Here is an 18,312-nt window from a genome sequence, read left to right as displayed (position 1 = left end):
AGGCCGCCATGCAAAGCAAACAGGAGATACTCGAAAAGCTCACCGGAATATCTTCCTCGCGAAAAAGCTACTACAGCGAGCTTGTCTATCTCGTCGAAGAAATGAAAAAGAAAAACCGCCAGCTCGCGGTCATCAATCAGCTGACGCACATCCAGATCGACGCAACCTGGCAGCAAACGAGCAGCTACATAGCCCAGCAGCTATCGCAAATTCTCGCCTTCGAGCACTTTACGTTGACGATTGTCAAAGGAGGCACGCCGACGTCGTACTTGTGCATGCGGACAGACACGGACTGGCAGTGCCACACGTTGACTCATCCGCACTGCCCTGACACGGCAAACTTTCCCGAGCAGCTTCATCACAAGCTGGCGCAAACGTTGCCGCAGCACTATGCGACTTCGGTGTCGCTGCGCAATCCATTGAACCAGACTTTCGGCTACTTGACGCTTTTGCGAGAGGAACAGCGCCCAGCCGATCCCGAAGAAGCCGAGTTGATCCAGCTCGTTGCCCGGCACGTAGGCGTCATCGTGGAAAACAGCCTGCTGTTTCAGGACGTGAACGAAAAAATCAAGATCGAGGCCCAACTGATCCAGTCGGCAAAAATGGCTGCCATCGGGGAAATGGCCGCTGGAATCGCCCACGAGCTGAACAGTCCGCTGACCGCGATTCTCGGCAATTCCCAACTGCTTTTGCGCGAAACAGCCGATGCTCCGACCGCGCCGCTCATGCGCGACATTTATCAGTGCGGCGTCCGCTGCAAAAAAATTATTCAAAACCTGCTGACCTTCTCCCGGCAAGAGGAGTATTTGTTTGAGACTGTCTCCATTGACGAAGTCGTGGAGGATGTGCTCGGGCTGATCGGCTACCAGCTGTCTGTCTGCGGCCTGACCATAACCCGGGAAATGAACGAGCCGAGCCTGCTGTTTCACGGCAGCCGCCATCAGATCGAGCAAGTCGTCATCAACTTGCTCTTGAACGCCAGGGATGCCTTGTCCGAGCAGGAAGCGCCGCGGATTCTCATCCGTTCCTTTCCCGTCGAAGAAGACGGCGTCCGCTACGCAGGCTTGTCCGTTTACGACAACGGGACGGGCATTCCAGCCGAACAGCTCTCACAAATTTTCCAGCCTTTTTTCTCGACCAAAGAACGGACAAAAGGGACAGGACTGGGCTTGTCCGTCAGCCTTGGCATCGCCGAAGCGCACGGCGGCAAGCTGTATGCGCAAAGCGAAGAAAATCGCTACAGCGAATTTACGCTGCTTTTGCCACTGCTGATCAAAGAGGAGGAACACCAACATCATGGAGCAGAAACGGATATTGATTGTGGATGATGAGACGGAGGTCACTACGTTTTTCACCTATTTTCTCCGGCGCAAAAATTGCGAGGTAGTCGTCGCCAACACGGGCAAGGACGTCCAATGGCTTTTGCAAAACGATTCCCGCGGCTTTCAGGCTGCTCTCGTCGATCTCAAGCTGCCTGACGCGGACGGGCTGGAGCTGCTGCGCAAGATCAAAGCCGTTTTTCCCGCGTGCGAAGTGTTGATCATGACTGGCTACAGCACCATCAAGTCGGCCGTCACAGCGATGCAGTGGGGGGCCAAAGACTATTTGGAAAAGCCGTTCGACAATCTGGACAGTCTGGAACACATCATTGATTCTGTCCTCTCTACTTCGGCGAACCAAAAAGATGACCTATCCCAAGAAGCCGCGCAATATGGTATCGTGTATTCAGCAGAAAGCCCGATGAGCAAAATGATCGCCATTGCCAAAAAATTAGCAAAAAAGGCGATCCACATCTTGATAGAAGGAGAGACCGGAACAGGCAAGGAGCTGATGGCCCGTTTTCTCCACGGAGCGAGCAACCGCGCCCAGCAGCCTTTCGTCGCGTTCAACTGCGGTGCCGTCCCGGAATCGTTGCTGGAAAGCGAACTGTTCGGGTACGAAAAAGGCGCGTTTACCGGAGCGGTCAAATCGCGAAAAGGGTTGTTTGAGCTTGCTCACAACGGCACGCTGTTTCTCGACGAGATTGGCGAAGCCCCGCTGTCGATCCAGGTCAAGCTGCTGCGCACGCTGGAAACGGGAGAATTTATGCGGGTCGGGGGCGAACAGGTCGGTCAGAGCAATATTCGCTTCATCTCCGCCACGAACCGCAACCTGGAGCACGAGGTCGAGATGAACCGTTTCCGCAGCGACCTGCTGTATCGTCTCGAAGGAATCAAGCTGGCAATTCCTCCCCTGCGGGAGCGTGCTGGCGACATCCCGGCAATCGCGCATTCCTACTTGCAAAAGCGCAGCGGCGCTCCATGCGAGATCGAGCCTGATGCCATGGAGCTTTTGCAACACTATGACTGGCCTGGCAATGTCAGACAGCTCCTGAATGTCCTGAATCAAACGATCGCCCTGCACGAATGCGAAAAACTGCGCGCCGAGCACCTGCCTGCCCAGTTGCGGCAAAAGACGCTGCAAACGAAGCTGCCTGGTCAATCCCACCCCGAACCGAGCAGCGTCGAGCAAGCGATTGAGCGGGAGTGCGAGCGGTTTGTAGAATCGCTCACCCGCGTGCTCCCTTCCATCGAAGGCGTCGATTTCGATTACTTGCAAAAAAGAATCAAGCTGTTGGAAGGGGAAGTCGGACGGGCGATCATCGAAAAAGGTTTGAGCGAAACAAAGGGAGACAGGCAGCTTCTGAGCAAGAAGCTGAACATCACCAAGCGGACGATCCGCTACATTCTCAACGAAAAGGGGTAATGCCTCGCCTGCGCTGCGCTAATCCCCTGTAGGAGGCAATGATTGTGGTACCCCAAAAACAACAGCACTGGTCGATTTCGCATCTCAAAAGCATTCCTGGCGATTTTTCCATCTCGGCCGTCGTCGTCGGCCTGATTGCCACCATCGTGTCTTATGCCGGCCCGCTCCTGATCGTCTTTCAGGCGGCGCAGAGCGCGGGACTCAGCGAAGCAGAGCTTTCCTCCTGGATTTGGGCGATCTCCATCGGCAGCGGCTTGACGGCGATTATTTTAAGCATCTGGTTCAAGACGCCAGTCATTACCGCCTGGTCGACGCCAGGTGCCGTCCTCTTGGTATCCAGCCTGACCACCTATCCTTACAGCGACGCGATTGGCGCGTATCTGTTTTCCGCAGCCGTCATCACGCTGCTCGGCGTCTCCGGCCTGTTTTCCATCCTGATGAAATACGTGCCGCAGTCGATCACGACCGCGATGCTCGCCGGGATTTTGTTGGCTTTTGGCGTCGAAGTTTTCGTCTCGATGCAGCATTTGCCTGCGCTTGCCTTGCCGATGATCTTCTGCTACCTGTTCGCCAAACGGTTGTTTCCGCGCTACGCCGTCGTGCTGACGCTTTTGGTCGGACTTGCCATCGCTTTTGGCATGGGGCGCTTGCAGCTTGATTCTGTGCAAATGACATTGGTGAACCCTGTGTTTACGATGCCAAACTTTTCGCTCGATGCGATTGTCGGGCTGGGGATTCCCCTGTGCATCGTCACGATGGCTTCGCAAAACGCGCCGGGAATCGGCGTGCTGAAAGCAGACGGCTACGACACGCCTGCCAGTCCGCTCGTGGCGACGACCGGGATTGCCTCGCTGCTCCTGGCTCCGTTCGGCTCGCACGGAATTAACCTGGCGGCGATTACCGCAGCCATCTGCACCGGAAAAGAAGCGCACCAGGATCGTTCCAAGCGCTATATCGCCGGAATCGCCTGCGGTGCCTTTTATCTCGTGTTCGGCATGTTTGGCGCCACGATTACGTCTGTCTTTTTCGGCTTGCCCAAGGAACTGATCGCCGTCATCGCTGGCCTGGCCCTGTTCGCTTCGCTTAGCTCCAGCCTCGCCCAAGCGATGAGCGATATGAAGGAACGGGAAGCCGCTCTGGTCACCTTCCTCGTGACGATTTCCGGCATTTCGATCGGCGGAATCGGTGCCGCGTTCTGGGGGCTGATCGCAGGCGTCGTCACCAATCTGATTTTGAACGGAAACGTCCGCAACTGGTTGACTCGCAAAAAAAATACACAGCCGCTCGCTTAGGGAAATCGCTATACGAGATGCAAAAGGGGCTGTCTCCAAAGTCGGTGTTTCGACTCGGAGACGCCCCTTTTTCCTTTCAAAAACGTTGATCAATCAATGCTTTTCATTGTTGTTTGGCGTCAGCTAAATTGCCCTGTTTGGACAGCAATCCCGACTCCGCCACTTGCCGTTACCAGCTCGGCTGTCTCCTCGATTGTTTCCGGACGCGCCATGTCGGATGGCTGTCCGCGCACGCTTCGGCCTGTCACGTAGACGGTCGCCCCGGCTTCCCCAAGCCCGATAGCGATTCCTCGCCCCGCCCCTCTCGTTCCTCCCGCCACGACTGCTACTTTTCCCTGCAATGCTTTCCCTGTCATACATGCGCCTCCTTTTTGTGCGAACCAGCCATTCACGCTGTGCGCTGCGTCAAAAGAGCTAGATCGCTTGCCGTCAGCCAAACGGACACGACTGTTTGGTTTTGGTTGATAGGAACAGTGTAACCTCACCAATATGACACCATCTGTCATATTGGATAAGATAAAATGAAGCTACTACGAAGTCGTTTTTCAGGAGGGATTTTCTATGCGTGCTGATCGGCTGCTCTCGATCTTGCTGCATCTGCAAAACTGCGGGCGGATGACCACCAGACAATTAGCCGAGAAGCTGGAGGTGTCTGAACGGACGATTCATCGGGACATGGAAGCTTTGAGCGCGTCTGGAGTGCCCGTCTACGCGGAACGCGGCTCGGCTGGCGGCTGGGTTCTCGCGGAAGGCTATCGCACCAGTCTGACCGGATTGAAAATCGATGAGTTGCAATCGCTCATGCTTTCCTCACCTTCCCGCGTGCTGAACGACCTCGGTCTGGCCGAAGGGTACGAGCGTGCTTTTTGGAAGCTGCTGTCCGCCTTGCCGCAACCTGTTCAGCAGGATGCCTGGCAAGTACGTGAGCGCCTGCATATCGATGGAGCGGGCTGGCATGAATCAGATGAAACGTTTCCTTTGCTCGCCACCATTCAGGACGCCGTCTGGCTCAGCCGCAAGCTTTGGGTTCGCTACCAGCGCGAAGATGCGCTTGTCGAGCGGACGCTGCTTCCGCTTGGACTTGTCGCCAAAAGGAGCACCTGGTATTTGGTCGCGCAGATCGATGCGGACTTGCGCACGTACCGCATCTCCCGGTTCACGGAGGCTCGCGTGCTGGAAGAAGCTTTTGTCCGGCCGGAAAGCTTTGACCTCGCCAGCTATTGGGAGGAGTCGACGACACAGTTCAAGGCGAGTCTCCCCCGCTATCCGGCAGTCATCCGCTTTCGCGAAGAGGCGTGGCCCCGGCTCAAACAGGAGCGCTACATGAAAATAGCCTCCACCCATGCCGCCAAAAGCGGTTGGATCGAGGCCGAGGTTGAATTTCATACGCTGGATTCCGCCTGTGCGCTAGTGCTCGGCTACGCCTCGCTCATCGAGGTGCGGGAACCTGCGGAGCTGCGAGCGGAAGTCATCTCCCGCGCTCGCAGTATCCTGCACCTGTACGAAAACGCAACTCGCAGCACACCGGATGCAGCCCAGTGAAGCTGTCATCAATTGGCGCGCGCCGCACTTGCTACTCTTGTTTCTTTGCCATAAATCAGCAAAATCGCCGTACCAATGAACAAGACGATTGTAAAAATGCTAAAAATAAACGTGTAGCTGTAATGCAAGGATGAATAATAGCCGACGAGATACGGGGCAATGATGCTGCCGATTCGTCCGATGCCGGAAGCAACGCCTGCGCCTGTAGCGCGAAGCGGCGTCGGGTAGTTTTCCGGGGTGTACGCGTACAGCGCCCCCCACGCTCCCAGGTTGAAGAAGGACAAAAGGGCACCCGTTACCAGCAATTCCGTCGTCCCGCTGCTTTGTCCGAAAGCGAACGCCATGATCGCTGTCATGAACAAAAAGCTGGCCAGCGTCTTTTTGCGGCCCCAATTTTCCACGAGATAGGCGGCGGCAAAATAGCCGGGCAGTTGCGCCAAAGTCATGATCAGGACGTACTGGAAGCTTTTGATCATGGTGAAGCCTTTGTCTACCAGCACAGACGGCATCCACAGGAACATGCCGTAATACGAGAAGGCAATGGCAAACCAGACAGCCCACAAAGCGATCGTCTCCCGCTGATGCGAGGTCAGCAGCTTTTGCACAGGTACTTGCTCCGAGCGTTGCTGGAACTGGGGCGATTCAGGGATCGTGCGTCTCGCGTACCAGGCGTACACGATTGGCAGTGCCCCGATGATGACCGCGACTCTCCAGCCGTAATCCGGGATGATGAAATACGATATGACCGCCGCCGCAATCCAGCCGACCGCCCAAAAGCTTTCCAGCAAAACAACGGTGCTCCCCCGTTTTTCCGCAGGGGCAAACTCGTTGACCAGCGTGGAAGCAACAGGCAGCTCGGCGCCAAGTCCGAGTCCCATCAGGAAGCGGAACAGCAGCATGGTGAAAAAGCCTGTGGCAAACGCACTGGCGAAGCTCGCTGCGCCAAACAGAAGCAGCGTGAGCAGGAAGACGGGCTTTCTTCCGATCCGGTCTGCCATATATCCGCCCACGATCGCTCCGATCGCCATTCCTACCAGATTGCCGGTCCCGAGAAGGCCCGCTTCTTGTGCAGTCAGTCCCCACTCTTGCCTGAGCGCCACCATAATGAATGATAAAAGGGCAACATCCATCGCGTCGAACATCCAGCCAAAGCCGGCTGCCCAAAACACTTTTTTGTAAGGTGCTGACATGTGTGATTCCCTGCTTTCTTGTCATCTGCGTGTAGCACGCCTTGTAATCATTTCGCGTCTCGTCGCATTTTCCTGCCCGGAAATAAAAGTTCGACGATTTGCAGCTAGTTTTTCCTATGGGGAGGAAAGTAAACACGCTCCGTTACACAAAAAACAAGCCAGCCCAAACCTGCGTTTGAACTGACCTGCTCCTTCGATCAATGCGCGGATGCGCCCTGACCTTCCCATTCTTCTTTTTTTGGCGGAACCGCCCGCTTGAGGAACATAGATATGATCCAGGCAAGCACGACCAGAGCGAAAGCCAGGAGGAACGCGCTTTTCATTCCTGCCATCATGGCGAGCACCTTTTGGGCTGGCTCGGCTTCTGCTCCCCCGAACTGGGCCAAATACTTGCTCGTGCCGTTCGTCATGATCGTGACGAGCAGCGCCGTCCCGACGGCTCCGGCTACTTGCTGCAACGTACTGATGATCGCTGTGCCGTGCGGATACAGCTTCGGCGGCAGCTCGTTCAAGGCGTTGGTCATGACTGGCATCATCAGCATGGAAATGCCGAGCATCAACAGCGTGTTCCAAACCATGATCGTGAGGTAGGAAGTAGACACGGTAATAAAGGCAAATTGCCATAGCGTATTGCCGACCAACCCAAGTCCGATGAGCGCCAGCCACTTGGCCCCGAAGCGGTCAAAGAGCCGTCCTGTAATCGGCGACATGATCCCCATGACGATCCCGCCCGGCAGCATGATCAGCCCCGCATGAAACGGACTGTAGCCCAAAGCGTTCTGGAGGAAAATCGGCAGCAGCATCATTGCCGAAAACATCGCCATCATGACGATCATCATAATAATCGTGGACATCCGAAATACTTTGTACGTAAAAGCGCGCAAATCGAGCAGCGGCTCATCCAGACGCAGCTGCCGCCAGATGAACAGGATCAGGGAGATCACTCCGATCGTAATCGGAACGAGCACTTCATTGCTGCCCCAGCCTCCATGCCCTTCTCCGGCGCTGCTGAAACCAAACACAATCCCGCCGAACCCACAGGTGGACAAAAGCAGGGAAAGCACATCTACTCGCGGGCGGGATGTTTCCGTTACGTTTTTCAAGCGGAAATAGGCGAAAGCGATGACGAACAAGGCAATCGGCAGCACTCCGTAAAAGAGGGCGCGCCAGCTGAAATGCTCGACGATAATGCCGGACAGCGTCGGCCCAATGGCTGGGGCAAAGGTGATCACGATTCCGATCGTGCCCATGGCCGATCCCCTTTTTTCAATCGCAACGACAGACAAGACGACATTGGTCAGCAACGGGAACAACAGCCCCGTTCCCGAAGCTTGCAGCACCCTGCCGATCAGAAGCAGCTCGAAGCCCGGCGCAAGCGCTGCTGCCAGCGTTCCCAAAGTAAACAGCCCCATCGCTGACAAAAACAAGGCTCTCGTTGTAAACCGCTGAATGAGAAAGGCCGTCACCGGAATCAAGACGCCAATGACGAGCAAATAGCCAGTCGCCAGCCATTGGGCTGTGCTTGGAGAGATTCCGATATCATCCATGATTTTTGACAAGGCAACGTTCAGCAGCGTCTCATTGAGAATCGCAACAAAAACCCCCAGGATCATCACCATGACCACGAGAAAGTTGCTTTTGCTCCCGAAAGTGCCTTCATTATGCTTTTCCTCTTGCTGATTTTTCACTTGGTTTCTCCTTTCATAATCCAGCTGTAAAGTTCCCACTCCATCTCTTTACGTTAATCAGTAAGCTATCCTAGCCTACCACGAATCATAGGTTATGATTTCTTTTCGATTGCTATGATGTTACTTCGCCACCCGGTTGATGAAATGATCCATCAAGAGCGGCAAGGAAATCAAAATAGGCGGGTCGTCGGGATGAGGCTCGTAGAGGGTAACTTGCTGATGTGGAACGGTATTGTTCGATGTGACGATGATCGGTTTTTTCGATCGGGTGCGCAACGTGGAATGCGGCAAAAGAAAATCGATCGCCTGCGTGCCCCAATCGACAGAAGTAGCCATCAAATAATACGTGCCAGGCGCGACGCCCGTAAAACAAAAATCGCCAAGGGACGGCAGAAGTGTCCCGTACAAGGGCAGCCCTTCCGGAATCGGCTTGGCAAACAAGCCAATCAAAATGACGCCGTGAAAAGGAGCCGCAGCCGTAACAGTCCCGCTGATCCGCAATTTCGTCTCCGCAAACGACCTCGCCATGCTCCAGTCGGAAAGCAGCTGCAAAGTGCGCAGTTGGTCGTCTGCCCGATGCGCTGACTCGCGGAACTCGCTTGGCGATATGCCCACTTTTTCCGTAAACCGGGTAGAAAACGTCCCGAGGCTTTGCTGCCCGATTTCCAGGCCGATATCGCGGACACTCATGTTGGTGCGCAACAAAAGATCCTTAGCCTTCTGCAAACGCATCGAGGATACGTAGTACAGCGGTGACAAGCCGATTCTTTCCTTGAAAATGCGCGCAAAATGATACTGGCTGTAGGCGACATGACTGGCCAAACGGGAAAGTGGCAGAGGCTCATCGAGATGTCGATGAATATAAGAAATGACCTCGTCAATTTCGGTGTATCGGTCAATCACAGAAGCTCCACCTTCCTTCCACCTGTCATCGTTTACGAACCGAAACAGAACGCTTGTTCGCCATATAAATTTACCACAATTTTCTCTTATAGAAAAGGACGAATTTCAAAATTTTACATAAAATTATCAGTTTAATCCATAGGTCTCGTTACCCGCTATGTCGTCCGATTTCAGCCAAAAACGATTGCAGCGTGCTGGTCATGGCCGCATCTTTTCGGCGTATGAACATCGTCGTCACATCCCGGTATGGCTTTGGCACCGGATGCATATGGATTTGCCCGCTTTCCGCGAGCTGCCGTACCGCCGACTTGGGCAAGATCGTCATGCCGATGCCTGCTGTGACACCTCCGATGATCGTCTCATACGTCCCGAACTCCATCACTTTTCTGGGAATCACTCCTTCCAGCTTCATCCAGCCCTCCAGCCTCTCGCGAAACCCGCAACCTTTGTTGTATAAAAGCAGCGCCTTCCCTGGCATGTCATCCATGGTGAAGGAGCTTCCTTTGCTGACCAGCACCAGCTCTTCGCTAAACACCTGCATCTGCTCGATCAACGGATGGCTGATCGGACCCGTGACGAACGCCCCGTCCAGCTCCACATCCAGAACCATCCGCAGCAAATGCTCGGTCACGCCTGCCGTAAGCGACAAGTCCACTTGCGGAAAGCGGCTGCAATAGGCAGACAAAAGCTCAGGCAGCCGATTGATTGTCTCCACCATCCCGATGGACAGCACACCGGAAGGCTCCGAGCTTTGATGAAAAAATCGGTGCATGTCATCCAGCTTCGTCAAAATATCGCGCGAATATTCCAGCAATCTTCGCCCTTCTGTATTTAATGTCATTCCCCGCTTGTGTCGGTAAAACAGCGGCGTTCCCAGCTCTTTTTCCAACAGCTTGATTCTGGCCGTCACATTGGACTGCACATAACTCAACTCCGCTGCGGCCTTGCTCACGCTGCCCAGTGTCGCTACCATGTGAAAAATTTTTAAATCGTTAAGCTCCACCCTTGCTCTCTCCCCATCTGCTTTCCATATCCATCACTGAAAATGATGCATTTTTTGATTATCAATCATTATACTAACAGATTTTCATCCCGTATGATGTGGAAGATGCTTCAGATGGAAAGGAAGAGTTTTCACATGAACAACAAGTCACTCCTTGCAGGAACCGTGTTATGCGCACTTGCCAGCGCGTCGTGGGGAGCGATGTTTCCTGTCGCCCATATCGCCCTGCAAAAAATCGATCCGGTTACGTTCGCGTTTTTGCGCTATTTATTGGTCAGTATGCTGCTATGCGGCTTGCTTTTGGCAAAAGAAGGACGGTCCGCCTTTCGTCTGGAGGGGCGCGGCGGCGCGTTGACCTTCTTCGGCACGATGGCTTTTACGGTGTACAACATGGGTGTTTTTATGGGGCAAAAGCTGATGGGAGAGACGGGAACGATTGCGGCGGCGATCATGGAAGTGCTGATGCCGATGATCTCCATCGTCCTGATCTCGCTCAAGACGAAAAAGCTGCCGCCTGCTTACAGCGTCACCAGCATCGCGATTGCTCTCGCCGGAGCGCTTTTGGTCATCACAAACGGAAGCCTCGCATTTTTCATCACGGCAAGCGAGCAAATTTTCCCGCTGCTGCTCATCTTCGCAGGCGTTGTCGGGTGGGTCGTCTACTCCATGGGCGGCGCGCGCTTCGTTGGCTGGTCGACGCTGCGCTACTCGACCTTGACGTGTCTCTTGGGTACGTGCGTTTCTTTTGGCGTGATTGCGGCCGCTATTTTGTTGCAGTGGATGCCCGCGCCAAGCTGGGAGAGTGTGGTTGCGATCAAATATGAGATGGCCTTTATGGTGCTTTTACCGGGACTGGTTGCCCTGTTAAGCTGGAACGAAGGGATCAAACGGCTTACTCCGCTCAATGGAATCTTGTTCATCAATCTCGTCCCGATCACGACGTTCGCCTTGATGGCGATGCAAGGCTATGAAATCAGCATGTTCGAGTTTTACGGCACTTTGCTCGTCATTTTTGCCCTTATCCGCAACAACCATTTTCAGCGCAAACAGCTCGGATATCGGAAAAAACAGCAAAAGGCGAACCGTGCCAGGGTGCCGAGTATCTGATTGCCGTTCCCAGCCTCAAACGAACTTGCCGGAAACAAAAAAGGATTCGCGGGAGCATGCCGTGTTCCTCACGAATCCTTTTTTCAGACTGCACCCGCTGGCTAGTCATTGTCGCCGTTCATCGCTTTTGCAATTGCTGCACATGCTGCAAGCTGTTGCCCAACACCTCCTGAAAGGGGGGAGCTACGACTTTTTTCCAGCCAACTACAGGTAACTCGCTTTGCGGTTCATCGATTTCGACATAGACCAAAACTTTTGGCTGGTCACTCGGCGCGAATCCGATCACCGAAACGGTATATTTCCCGTCAAGTGCCTTCCCTTTCGGATCGGTTTTCTCGACTACACTGTGCTTCGCTGCCACCGTAACATTTGGCAAGCCAAGTCCAATTCCTGAGCCACGCTCGCCTGCAACCACCGATTCCAGTATGTCGCGTACCTTCCGGGCGGTTTCTTCCGAGACAACCTGCCGAACCATGTACCGATTGTGTTCGTCCGTACCTGCCTGCTTGTACAGATGCGGCTGCATCAGCTTTCCGCCATTGGCGATGGCTCCCACAGCCGCCATCTGTTGAAGCGGAGTTGCCGCACCGCCCAGCCCCGTTGCCGCCAATGCCGCCTTCCTCGGTTCGTCCATATTCGGCAGCTTCCCCGCCTCTTCATTCGCTGCCTCCATCCCTGTTTCGCGTCCGAAACCGAACCGTTCGAAGTATTCCAGCAACGTATCCCCGTGCAAACGTTCGTGGACGAGCTTGGCAAATGCTACGTTGGATGAGCGCAGAAATCCTTCCAGAAACGTGATCTTCCCCCAGCCGATGCCGTTGTTGAAATCTTTGATCGGTTCGCCGGGAATCCCTTTATATGTACCGGACTCGTATATCTCCCGAGGGTCGAACTTCCCCTCTTGAATCGCTGCCGCCAGTGTCACGATCTGATAGGCTGCACCAGGATTAGGCTGCGCTTTTCCTGCGGCGGCAAAACGTTCCGCATCGTCCGTCGCTCCGTTTTTGCTTCGGCTGCCGATCGCCAAAATCTCGCCTGTGCCCGGATCGGAGACAATCACCGTCATTCGCTCCGGATGAACAGCGTCAAATGTCTTCGCGATTGTTTGCTCTATCGAAGTCTGGATTTGCGCATCAATCGTCAGCACAGCAGCTTCTTTCCCTGCTTCTGCTGGCTGCCCGTTGACGTCTGCCCTTGCTGCCTGCGTGCTCTGGCCGCCTGAATGAGCAGGCGCCAGGGTGGATGGGGATGGCAAAAACGGCGAAGCGAACCACAGCATGCCCAATAATGCGGCTACGCCTCCGATGACGTAGCGATACGCAGCACGCCCCCTCCGCTTTTTGAGCAGCTCTTTTTCACGTCGCAGCTGCTGGATCACCTCGCGTTGCTTTTCCTCCTCCATCCTGAGCGTCGGAAAAGATTGCAGCAGACTGCTAACCTGTTTTTCTTCAAAAGATGGCGTCATGCAGATGAACCTCCTTGCCGCTATTGGACATGCGTTTTTGCAGAGCTTTGACTGCCCGATGCAGCGTGGTGCTGACTTTTGCTTCGCTCCATCCCAAAATTTCGGCTGTCTCTTCCGTCGATATGCCTTCGATCAGGCGCAAGATCAAAACTTCCCGATACGTTCTTTTGAGCTGGTTCATCGTGTGGTAAACCTCTTGCAACTGCTCTTTCAGCACTAAGGCATTTTCGGGCGAGCGCTCTTTGGAGCGGAGAAATCCAAGGACCGTCTCCGGGAACCAGTCGATCATTTTTTGCTTGCGGCTATGGTCAATCGCTGCGTGACGCGCGATGGACAGCAGCCACGTCCGCGGTTGCGCCCTGCCCTCGTAACCGGATAAAGCCTTGAGCGCCTTCGTGAACACTTCCTGAACCAAATCTTCCACATCTCTTCTTCCCGTAAAATACGCCAGATACTGGTACACATCGTTGCCGTATCGGAGAAACCATTGCTCGATTCTGTCATCCGGCTCCATTGCTTCGCTCCTTTGTTACAGCTTTGTATTGGATTAGACGAAAAAATCCGATTTGCTTACAGTTTTTGTCCAAAAAATGTTCGGGAATAAAAAAACAGGCCGCCAGCTTCGCAGCCAGGCGACCTTTGTGTGCTTATTTTAGCTCGTTCAGGCGCTCTTCCAGGCGATCCCACGTTTCGGTGATGCCTTGCAGCATGCCCATGTCCATAACGGTTTTGAGCGCCTCTGCCGACACGTACTCGGCGCGGTTGACCAGCTTCGTCCGCCCTTCCTGGTCAATAAATTCCAGCGTGACTCTGGTCGATGGCATCTCCGCATTCGCATTTCCTTCGGCGTCCGAGAAATAGTCGGTGTACACAATCCGGTTCGGCTCGTCGATTTCCTCGTACACGCCTTTGCCCCACGATTCCATGCCGTAAAACTCGCCCTGATTTTGGTCGACACATTTCATGCAGTAGTGCCACACGCCTTCCGGACGAAAATCGATATGACAAACCGGAACTTCCCAGCCTCTTGGCCCCCACCAGCGTTTCAGGTGCTCTGGCTCTTTAAACATTTGGAACACAAGCTCGCGCGGCGCGTCGAAAATACGCTCCAGCACCAGGACACGCTCACCCTCAACTCGCGAAACGATTGCATTTCTGGACATGGTTATTCCTCCTTGTTTTCGTGCATTTGTTCAGGACGATTTTGGCCCTGCAATTCCCGCAAGTAATCCTCTAGGTTGTCGTACCTTTCCTCCATGACTCGCTGGAACGATTTCACCCAGGCATCAAGCGCTTGAAATGGCTCTGGCCGGAGTCTGTAGATTCGACGGTTGGCTTCGGCCTTTACTTCCACGATGCCGTTTTCGCTGAGTACCTTCAGATGCTTGGAAGCCTGGGGCTGACGCAACCCGAGCCGCTCGGCGATTTCGCCTACAGTTAGCGGACCTTCGCGCAAAAGCTCCACGATATTCAGTCGATTCGGCTCAGCCAAAGCGCCAAGCGTCGTCATGCCCATGTCCGGAATGTCCCCTGACATGTTGTTCACCTCATTACGTGATGACCTCCAGATTGCCGTCTCCTATCTCATCATTGTGGTCATCTTTCTGTTATCCTAAATATACACGAAAAGGAATATTCCTTCAAAAGAATGTTTCAAAAAAAGAAAAAGACCGGGAAAAAATTCGTTTTTCTCCGGCCTTGCTTGCTGTCACGCTTGCGTTCCCGACAGCCCGATCCTTTTTCCAGCTCAGCTTGTACGCTTATTGCTTTTTCAGCAACATGCCGCCAATCTCGTCGAGCAGCATTTCCTTGCCGAGCGGGCCAAACGCTTTTGTATTGAATGTTTCGTTCGTTACTTCATAGAGATGGTTTTGTTGAACGGCCTTGTTGCTTTTCCACACCGGACTCTTTTTCAGCTCCGCGTAAACTTCATCCGCCTTGCCGCCAAAATTGACGAGGAACAGATGGTCAGGCTGGAACTTCGTCAAACCTTCCAGCTCGATCATTTCCATCGTTTTATCGGCAGGTGTGCCTTCTGCCGGCTTCAGTCCGAGATCGGTGAACAAAATATCGGCATATCCGTAGTTGCCGTACACGCGGAACAGCTTCGGCGTTACAGCCAGGAACATAAAGGACTGATCGCCGTAAGCTTGCTTGAGCTGCTCACGCATTCCTTTCGTCTTCTCGTCGTAGCCAGCCAGCCATTTGTTCACGTCTTCTTCTTGTCCGAACAAGCGACCGATTTCCTTGAACTTGTCGCGCCATTTGTCCATGTCAGTTTCCAGCACGACGGTCGGCGCGATTTTCGCCATTTGCTCGTACAGCTTTTGCTGACGGTTGTTCATGATGATCAAGTCTGGCTTCGCTTCGATCACTGCCTCCATATTGATCGAGTCATCCCACATCCAGCCGACAGGTTTGACGTCTGGCAGCTTGTCCGTCAGGTGGGACATGACTTTTGTTTTGTATGTATTGGCCGTAGCAATCGGCTTGTGCCCCAAAATCAGCAGCTCCTCGGCTGCTCCCGATACGTCGGCAATCCGTTTTGGCTCTGCCGGAATCGTCACTTCCCCCATCAAATGCTTGACTACGCGCGTCGCAGGCTTCTTGTCCGCCTCCGGTGCCGTTTGGTTGCTTCCACAACCGGCAAAAACAGCTGTGACTGCTGCAATCAAGCAGGCCAGTACGATTCGTGTTCCTTTTTTCATACGCTCTTTTCTCCTTGCCACTTGGTGTTTTGTGTGAAATAGTTTTCTGATAATAATTCTCATTATCAGCGACAGAGTAGATAATCACATATTCGAACGCTTATGTCAATGGTTTTTATTTATGTCGTGAATATAAAAAAGGCTGTCCCATTGTCTTTCGACTTTGGGAACAGCCTCTTTTTCCTTTCAAAAAGCCACTCTATGCGGTACGAGCTTGCGCTTTTCGCCCTGGCTCAGCGCACGTTTGGCGGTCAAACCTGGACAGCACCTGTCAGGCGTTTCGCCGTCTTTTCATGCGTGGCGATGGTGATCGCGGTCAAAAAATTTGTTTGGCATCAGGAGCAAGCTGTGAAACACGATGCAAGTAGCTCGTCACGCGCTCGTCATCGTCGTGCGGGTACTCGTAGCCGAAAGCGTCTGCTACCTCCCCCGCGACTTCGCGGAACAGCTCGCCCATCGCGAACAGTGCCGTCCAGACGCCTTCGTAGCTGCCGCCCGGATAAGTGGACAAAAGCTTTTGCCAGCGTTCGGCAGACAAGTGTGCTTCCAAATATTTGCCGCTCTTCCCGATGCTCACGGAAAAATCGGTTTGAATGCCCACCCGCCACTCGATCATTTTCAGCAGCATCGGTCGCACGTACCGATCCAGATGCTCGATGGCAAACAAAATTTCTTTTCGCCACAAGCCTTTTGCCACATACGTCGACACCCACCAAAACTCGTTGCAGCAGTCGCGGAAGAATGCGGCAGAAGGGCGTTTCACCCAGTAGTCTTCATCCGTCGGCGCAGGTACGTGCGGCAAGCATTGATCCTTGTCGAGCAGCACGACCAATAGCTTGTCCTCCTGGCAATACGCGTCCTTTTCCTCAAGCGGGATCAAGGTCAAGTCGATCCGGTTCCCGTCGGCAAACAGCATCAGGTAGGAAAAGCGCTCGCCCAGCTCTGGCGGAAACATGCTCATCGCTTCTGGGGTTTGCAAAATGATTCTCTCGCCGAATCGATCAATCCATGTCGGCTCGTCGAGAAACGACTGCATATCGGTGACGAGAAAGCTGATGTCGTAATCTTGAAACATGTCCTTGGGAGCGCGCGGATTGGTCCGCGAGCCTTCCAGTGTCACTGCGCGAATCCGTTCGTCTGCCCGCGCAAAATCGAGTACCAGCGCCATCATTTCACGTTCTGTTCTCATCGTCTGCAACCACCCTTTTTGCGTGACAACTGCCTCGCCATTTTCCTTCATGCGGATGCGAATACAGCCGCTTGCGGGCGGTCGGCGAAACTGTCACGTCCGATTTGTTTTTTGACTTGCCTTCCGCAAAAAACAAAGTCTGGCGGGCGGGCCGCGAATCTGAGTGAGACGATGAGCGTGTTACACGATCAACAGCGACACGAACGACTCCCGGTCGAGATTGCCGAAAAACTCCTGCAAGTTGACCAGAGCGATCCGCTCGGTGACAGATGGACGGTCGTACGGCGTGTCGCGCAGCAGCGCTTCCAGCTCCGCCACGTCTCTCACGCCGAAGAAATCGCCGTATATTTTGGCGTCCTTGATTTTTCCTTTTTCGATATCCAGTTGCACTTCGATGCTGCCGACGTTTTCGAATCGCTTGGATTGGCGATAGTTGCTCTTCGGCGATTTTCCGTAGTTCCAGTCCCAGCTTTGGTAGCGGGCTTTGGACAGCTCGTGAATCTTGTCCCAGTCTTCGGCGGTCAGCTTGTACTCTTCCACTTCTCCCTCTCCGAAAATCGAGTGGAGAATCGCCAGGCGAAACTCTGCAATCGTCATGCTTTCCGGCAAAAATTCCGAGATATTCGCCACTCGACTGCGGATCGATTTGATCCCTTTGGACTGGATTTTCTCGGCGTTTACTTTCAGTGCCGAGACGACGTTTTCCATTTCCGAATCAAACAAGAGAGTACCGTGGCTGAACATCCGGCCTTTGGTCGAATACTGCGCATTGCCAGAAATTTTCCGCTCTCCGACCTGGATGTCGTTGCGCCCGGTCAGTTCGGCTTCGACGCCGAGCTTTTTCAGCGCCTGCACAACCGGCTCGGTAAATTTGCGAAAGTTGTGAAACGATTGGCCGTCATCGTTCGTGATGAAGCTGAAGTTCAGGTTGCCGAGGTCGTGGTAGACGGCCCCGCCGCCAGACAGCCTGCGCACGACGTGGATATGGTTCTCCTCCACATAGGCAGAGTTGATCTCTTCAATCGTATTCTGGTTTTTTCCGATGATGATCGATGGTTCGTTTATGTAAAACAGCAAATAGTCGTCACTTGCAGGCAAATTTTTCAATGCGTATTCCTCAATAGCCAGATTCATGCGAGGGTCCGTAATTCCCTGGTTATCTATGAATTTCATCACGCTGCCTCCATCCCGATTGGATTTACATCCTTTCTATCATACCATGAGTCGCTGGCAAACACCGCAGTTGCTTTCCCTATCATTTCCAGAAGCTGCAATCCTTTCAACGCCAGACCCAAAACGTTCCAAAAACTTTTGGAAAATACGCCAGAACAGACTAAAACAGTGCTTTACTTCTGTCGATAAAAGTCATAAGCATCGTAGTAAAACTCCAGATGGATCGGTTTCCCCTGCTGTGAATCCACAACAAAAAAGCGTCAGCCTGTGGTGATCATCTTGGTGTTTCCTTCATGTCCGAAATCTT

At 53.6% G+C, this 18,312-nt stretch carries 16 protein-coding genes and 1 pseudogene; 5 read left to right on the top strand and 12 right to left on the bottom strand.

Annotation, left to right across the window (positions count from 1 at the left end; translation table 11 throughout):
• Positions 1-8: 8 nt before the first annotated feature.
• From EDM60_RS14745 to EDM60_RS14735, 3 genes are read left to right on the top strand one after another with little or no spacing between them, the layout of a single operon-like run.
• Entirely contained in the window at positions 9-1,328 is a 1,320-nt protein-coding gene (locus EDM60_RS14745; RefSeq protein ID WP_122964647.1) for a sensor histidine kinase, read from the top strand.
• A complete protein-coding gene (locus tag EDM60_RS14740) occupies positions 1,297-2,745 on the top strand; it encodes a sigma-54-dependent transcriptional regulator (RefSeq protein ID WP_122964646.1) in 1,449 nt (482 codons plus the stop codon). Before EDM60_RS14745 ends, EDM60_RS14740 begins: the two co-directional genes overlap by 32 nt.
• A gap of 44 nt (positions 2,746-2,789) precedes the next feature.
• The gene (locus EDM60_RS14735) at positions 2,790-4,037 is read left to right on the top strand and encodes a benzoate/H(+) symporter BenE family transporter (protein ID WP_122964645.1); all 1,248 of its coding nucleotides are present in this window, start codon (positions 2,790-2,792) and stop codon (positions 4,035-4,037) included.
• 137 nt (positions 4,038-4,174) lie between these two features.
• Here EDM60_RS14735 and EDM60_RS14730 read toward each other — a convergent pair.
• Positions 4,175-4,393, bottom strand: a pseudogene (locus EDM60_RS14730) (short-chain dehydrogenase); the annotation flags it as partial.
• A gap of 205 nt (positions 4,394-4,598) precedes the next feature.
• Here EDM60_RS14730 and EDM60_RS14725 point away from each other — a divergent pair.
• Positions 4,599-5,579, top strand: a complete 981-nt coding sequence (locus tag EDM60_RS14725; RefSeq protein ID WP_122964644.1) for a helix-turn-helix transcriptional regulator — start codon at positions 4,599-4,601, stop codon at positions 5,577-5,579.
• Between the two features lie 8 nt (positions 5,580-5,587).
• On the opposite strand, the gene EDM60_RS14720 is transcribed toward EDM60_RS14725, so the two are convergent.
• From EDM60_RS14720 to EDM60_RS14705, 4 genes are all read right to left on the bottom strand, one after another.
• Positions 5,588-6,769 (bottom strand): MFS transporter, encoded by a 1,182-nt coding sequence (locus EDM60_RS14720; RefSeq protein WP_122964643.1) that lies wholly within the window; start codon positions 6,767-6,769, stop codon positions 5,588-5,590.
• Positions 6,770-6,966: 197 nt separating this feature from the next.
• Positions 6,967-8,388: an MDR family MFS transporter gene (locus tag EDM60_RS14715; protein WP_302053648.1), complete on the bottom strand. Its 1,422-nt coding sequence runs from the start codon at positions 8,386-8,388 to the stop codon at positions 6,967-6,969.
• Positions 8,389-8,577: 189 nt separating this feature from the next.
• Positions 8,578-9,357, bottom strand: coding sequence for a helix-turn-helix domain-containing protein (locus tag EDM60_RS14710; protein ID WP_122964753.1), 780 nt, complete (start codon positions 9,355-9,357; stop codon positions 8,578-8,580).
• A 151-nt stretch (positions 9,358-9,508) separates the two neighbouring features.
• Positions 9,509-10,363, bottom strand: a complete 855-nt coding sequence (locus EDM60_RS14705; RefSeq protein ID WP_122964641.1) for a LysR family transcriptional regulator — start codon at positions 10,361-10,363, stop codon at positions 9,509-9,511.
• A 135-nt stretch (positions 10,364-10,498) separates the two neighbouring features.
• Here EDM60_RS14705 and EDM60_RS14700 point away from each other — a divergent pair, with 135 nt between their 5' ends.
• Positions 10,499-11,470 carry a DMT family transporter gene (locus EDM60_RS14700; protein ID WP_122964640.1) on the top strand — a complete coding sequence of 324 codons (972 nt, stop codon included), beginning with the start codon at positions 10,499-10,501 and terminating at the stop codon, positions 11,468-11,470.
• A gap of 118 nt (positions 11,471-11,588) precedes the next feature.
• Here the strand turns inward: EDM60_RS14700 and EDM60_RS14695 are convergent, their stop codons facing one another.
• The 7 genes from EDM60_RS14695 to lplA form a co-directional block, all read right to left on the bottom strand.
• Positions 11,589-12,935, bottom strand: a complete 1,347-nt coding sequence (locus EDM60_RS14695; RefSeq protein WP_122964639.1) for a penicillin-binding transpeptidase domain-containing protein — start codon at positions 12,933-12,935, stop codon at positions 11,589-11,591.
• Positions 12,919-13,449 (bottom strand): RNA polymerase sigma factor, encoded by a 531-nt coding sequence (locus EDM60_RS14690; RefSeq protein WP_122964638.1) that lies wholly within the window; start codon positions 13,447-13,449, stop codon positions 12,919-12,921. Before EDM60_RS14690 ends, EDM60_RS14695 begins: the two co-directional genes overlap by 17 nt.
• A 133-nt stretch (positions 13,450-13,582) precedes the next feature.
• A complete protein-coding gene (locus EDM60_RS14685) occupies positions 13,583-14,098 on the bottom strand; it encodes an SRPBCC domain-containing protein (RefSeq protein ID WP_122964637.1) in 516 nt (171 codons plus the stop codon).
• Between the two features lie 2 nt (positions 14,099-14,100).
• On the bottom strand, positions 14,101-14,472 hold the full coding sequence (locus EDM60_RS14680) for an ArsR/SmtB family transcription factor (RefSeq protein ID WP_122964636.1): 372 nt from the start codon (positions 14,470-14,472) through the stop codon (positions 14,101-14,103).
• Between the two features lie 223 nt (positions 14,473-14,695).
• Positions 14,696-15,643 carry an ABC transporter substrate-binding protein gene (locus EDM60_RS14675; RefSeq protein WP_122964635.1) on the bottom strand — a complete coding sequence of 316 codons (948 nt, stop codon included), beginning with the start codon at positions 15,641-15,643 and terminating at the stop codon, positions 14,696-14,698.
• 316 nt (positions 15,644-15,959) lie between these two features.
• Entirely contained in the window at positions 15,960-16,832 is an 873-nt protein-coding gene (locus EDM60_RS14670) for an aminoglycoside 6-adenylyltransferase (RefSeq protein ID WP_122964752.1), read from the bottom strand.
• A 180-nt stretch (positions 16,833-17,012) separates the two neighbouring features.
• Positions 17,013-18,005: a lipoate--protein ligase gene (gene lplA / locus EDM60_RS14665; RefSeq protein ID WP_122964634.1), complete on the bottom strand. Its 993-nt coding sequence runs from the start codon at positions 18,003-18,005 to the stop codon at positions 17,013-17,015.
• Between the last annotated feature and the right edge of the window lie 307 nt (positions 18,006-18,312).

The organism is Brevibacillus parabrevis, from assembly GCF_003710905.1.
In the GTDB taxonomy this organism is placed as follows: domain Bacteria; phylum Bacillota; class Bacilli; order Brevibacillales; family Brevibacillaceae; genus Brevibacillus; species Brevibacillus parabrevis.
This window is presented reverse-complemented; position numbering and strand designations above follow the sequence as displayed.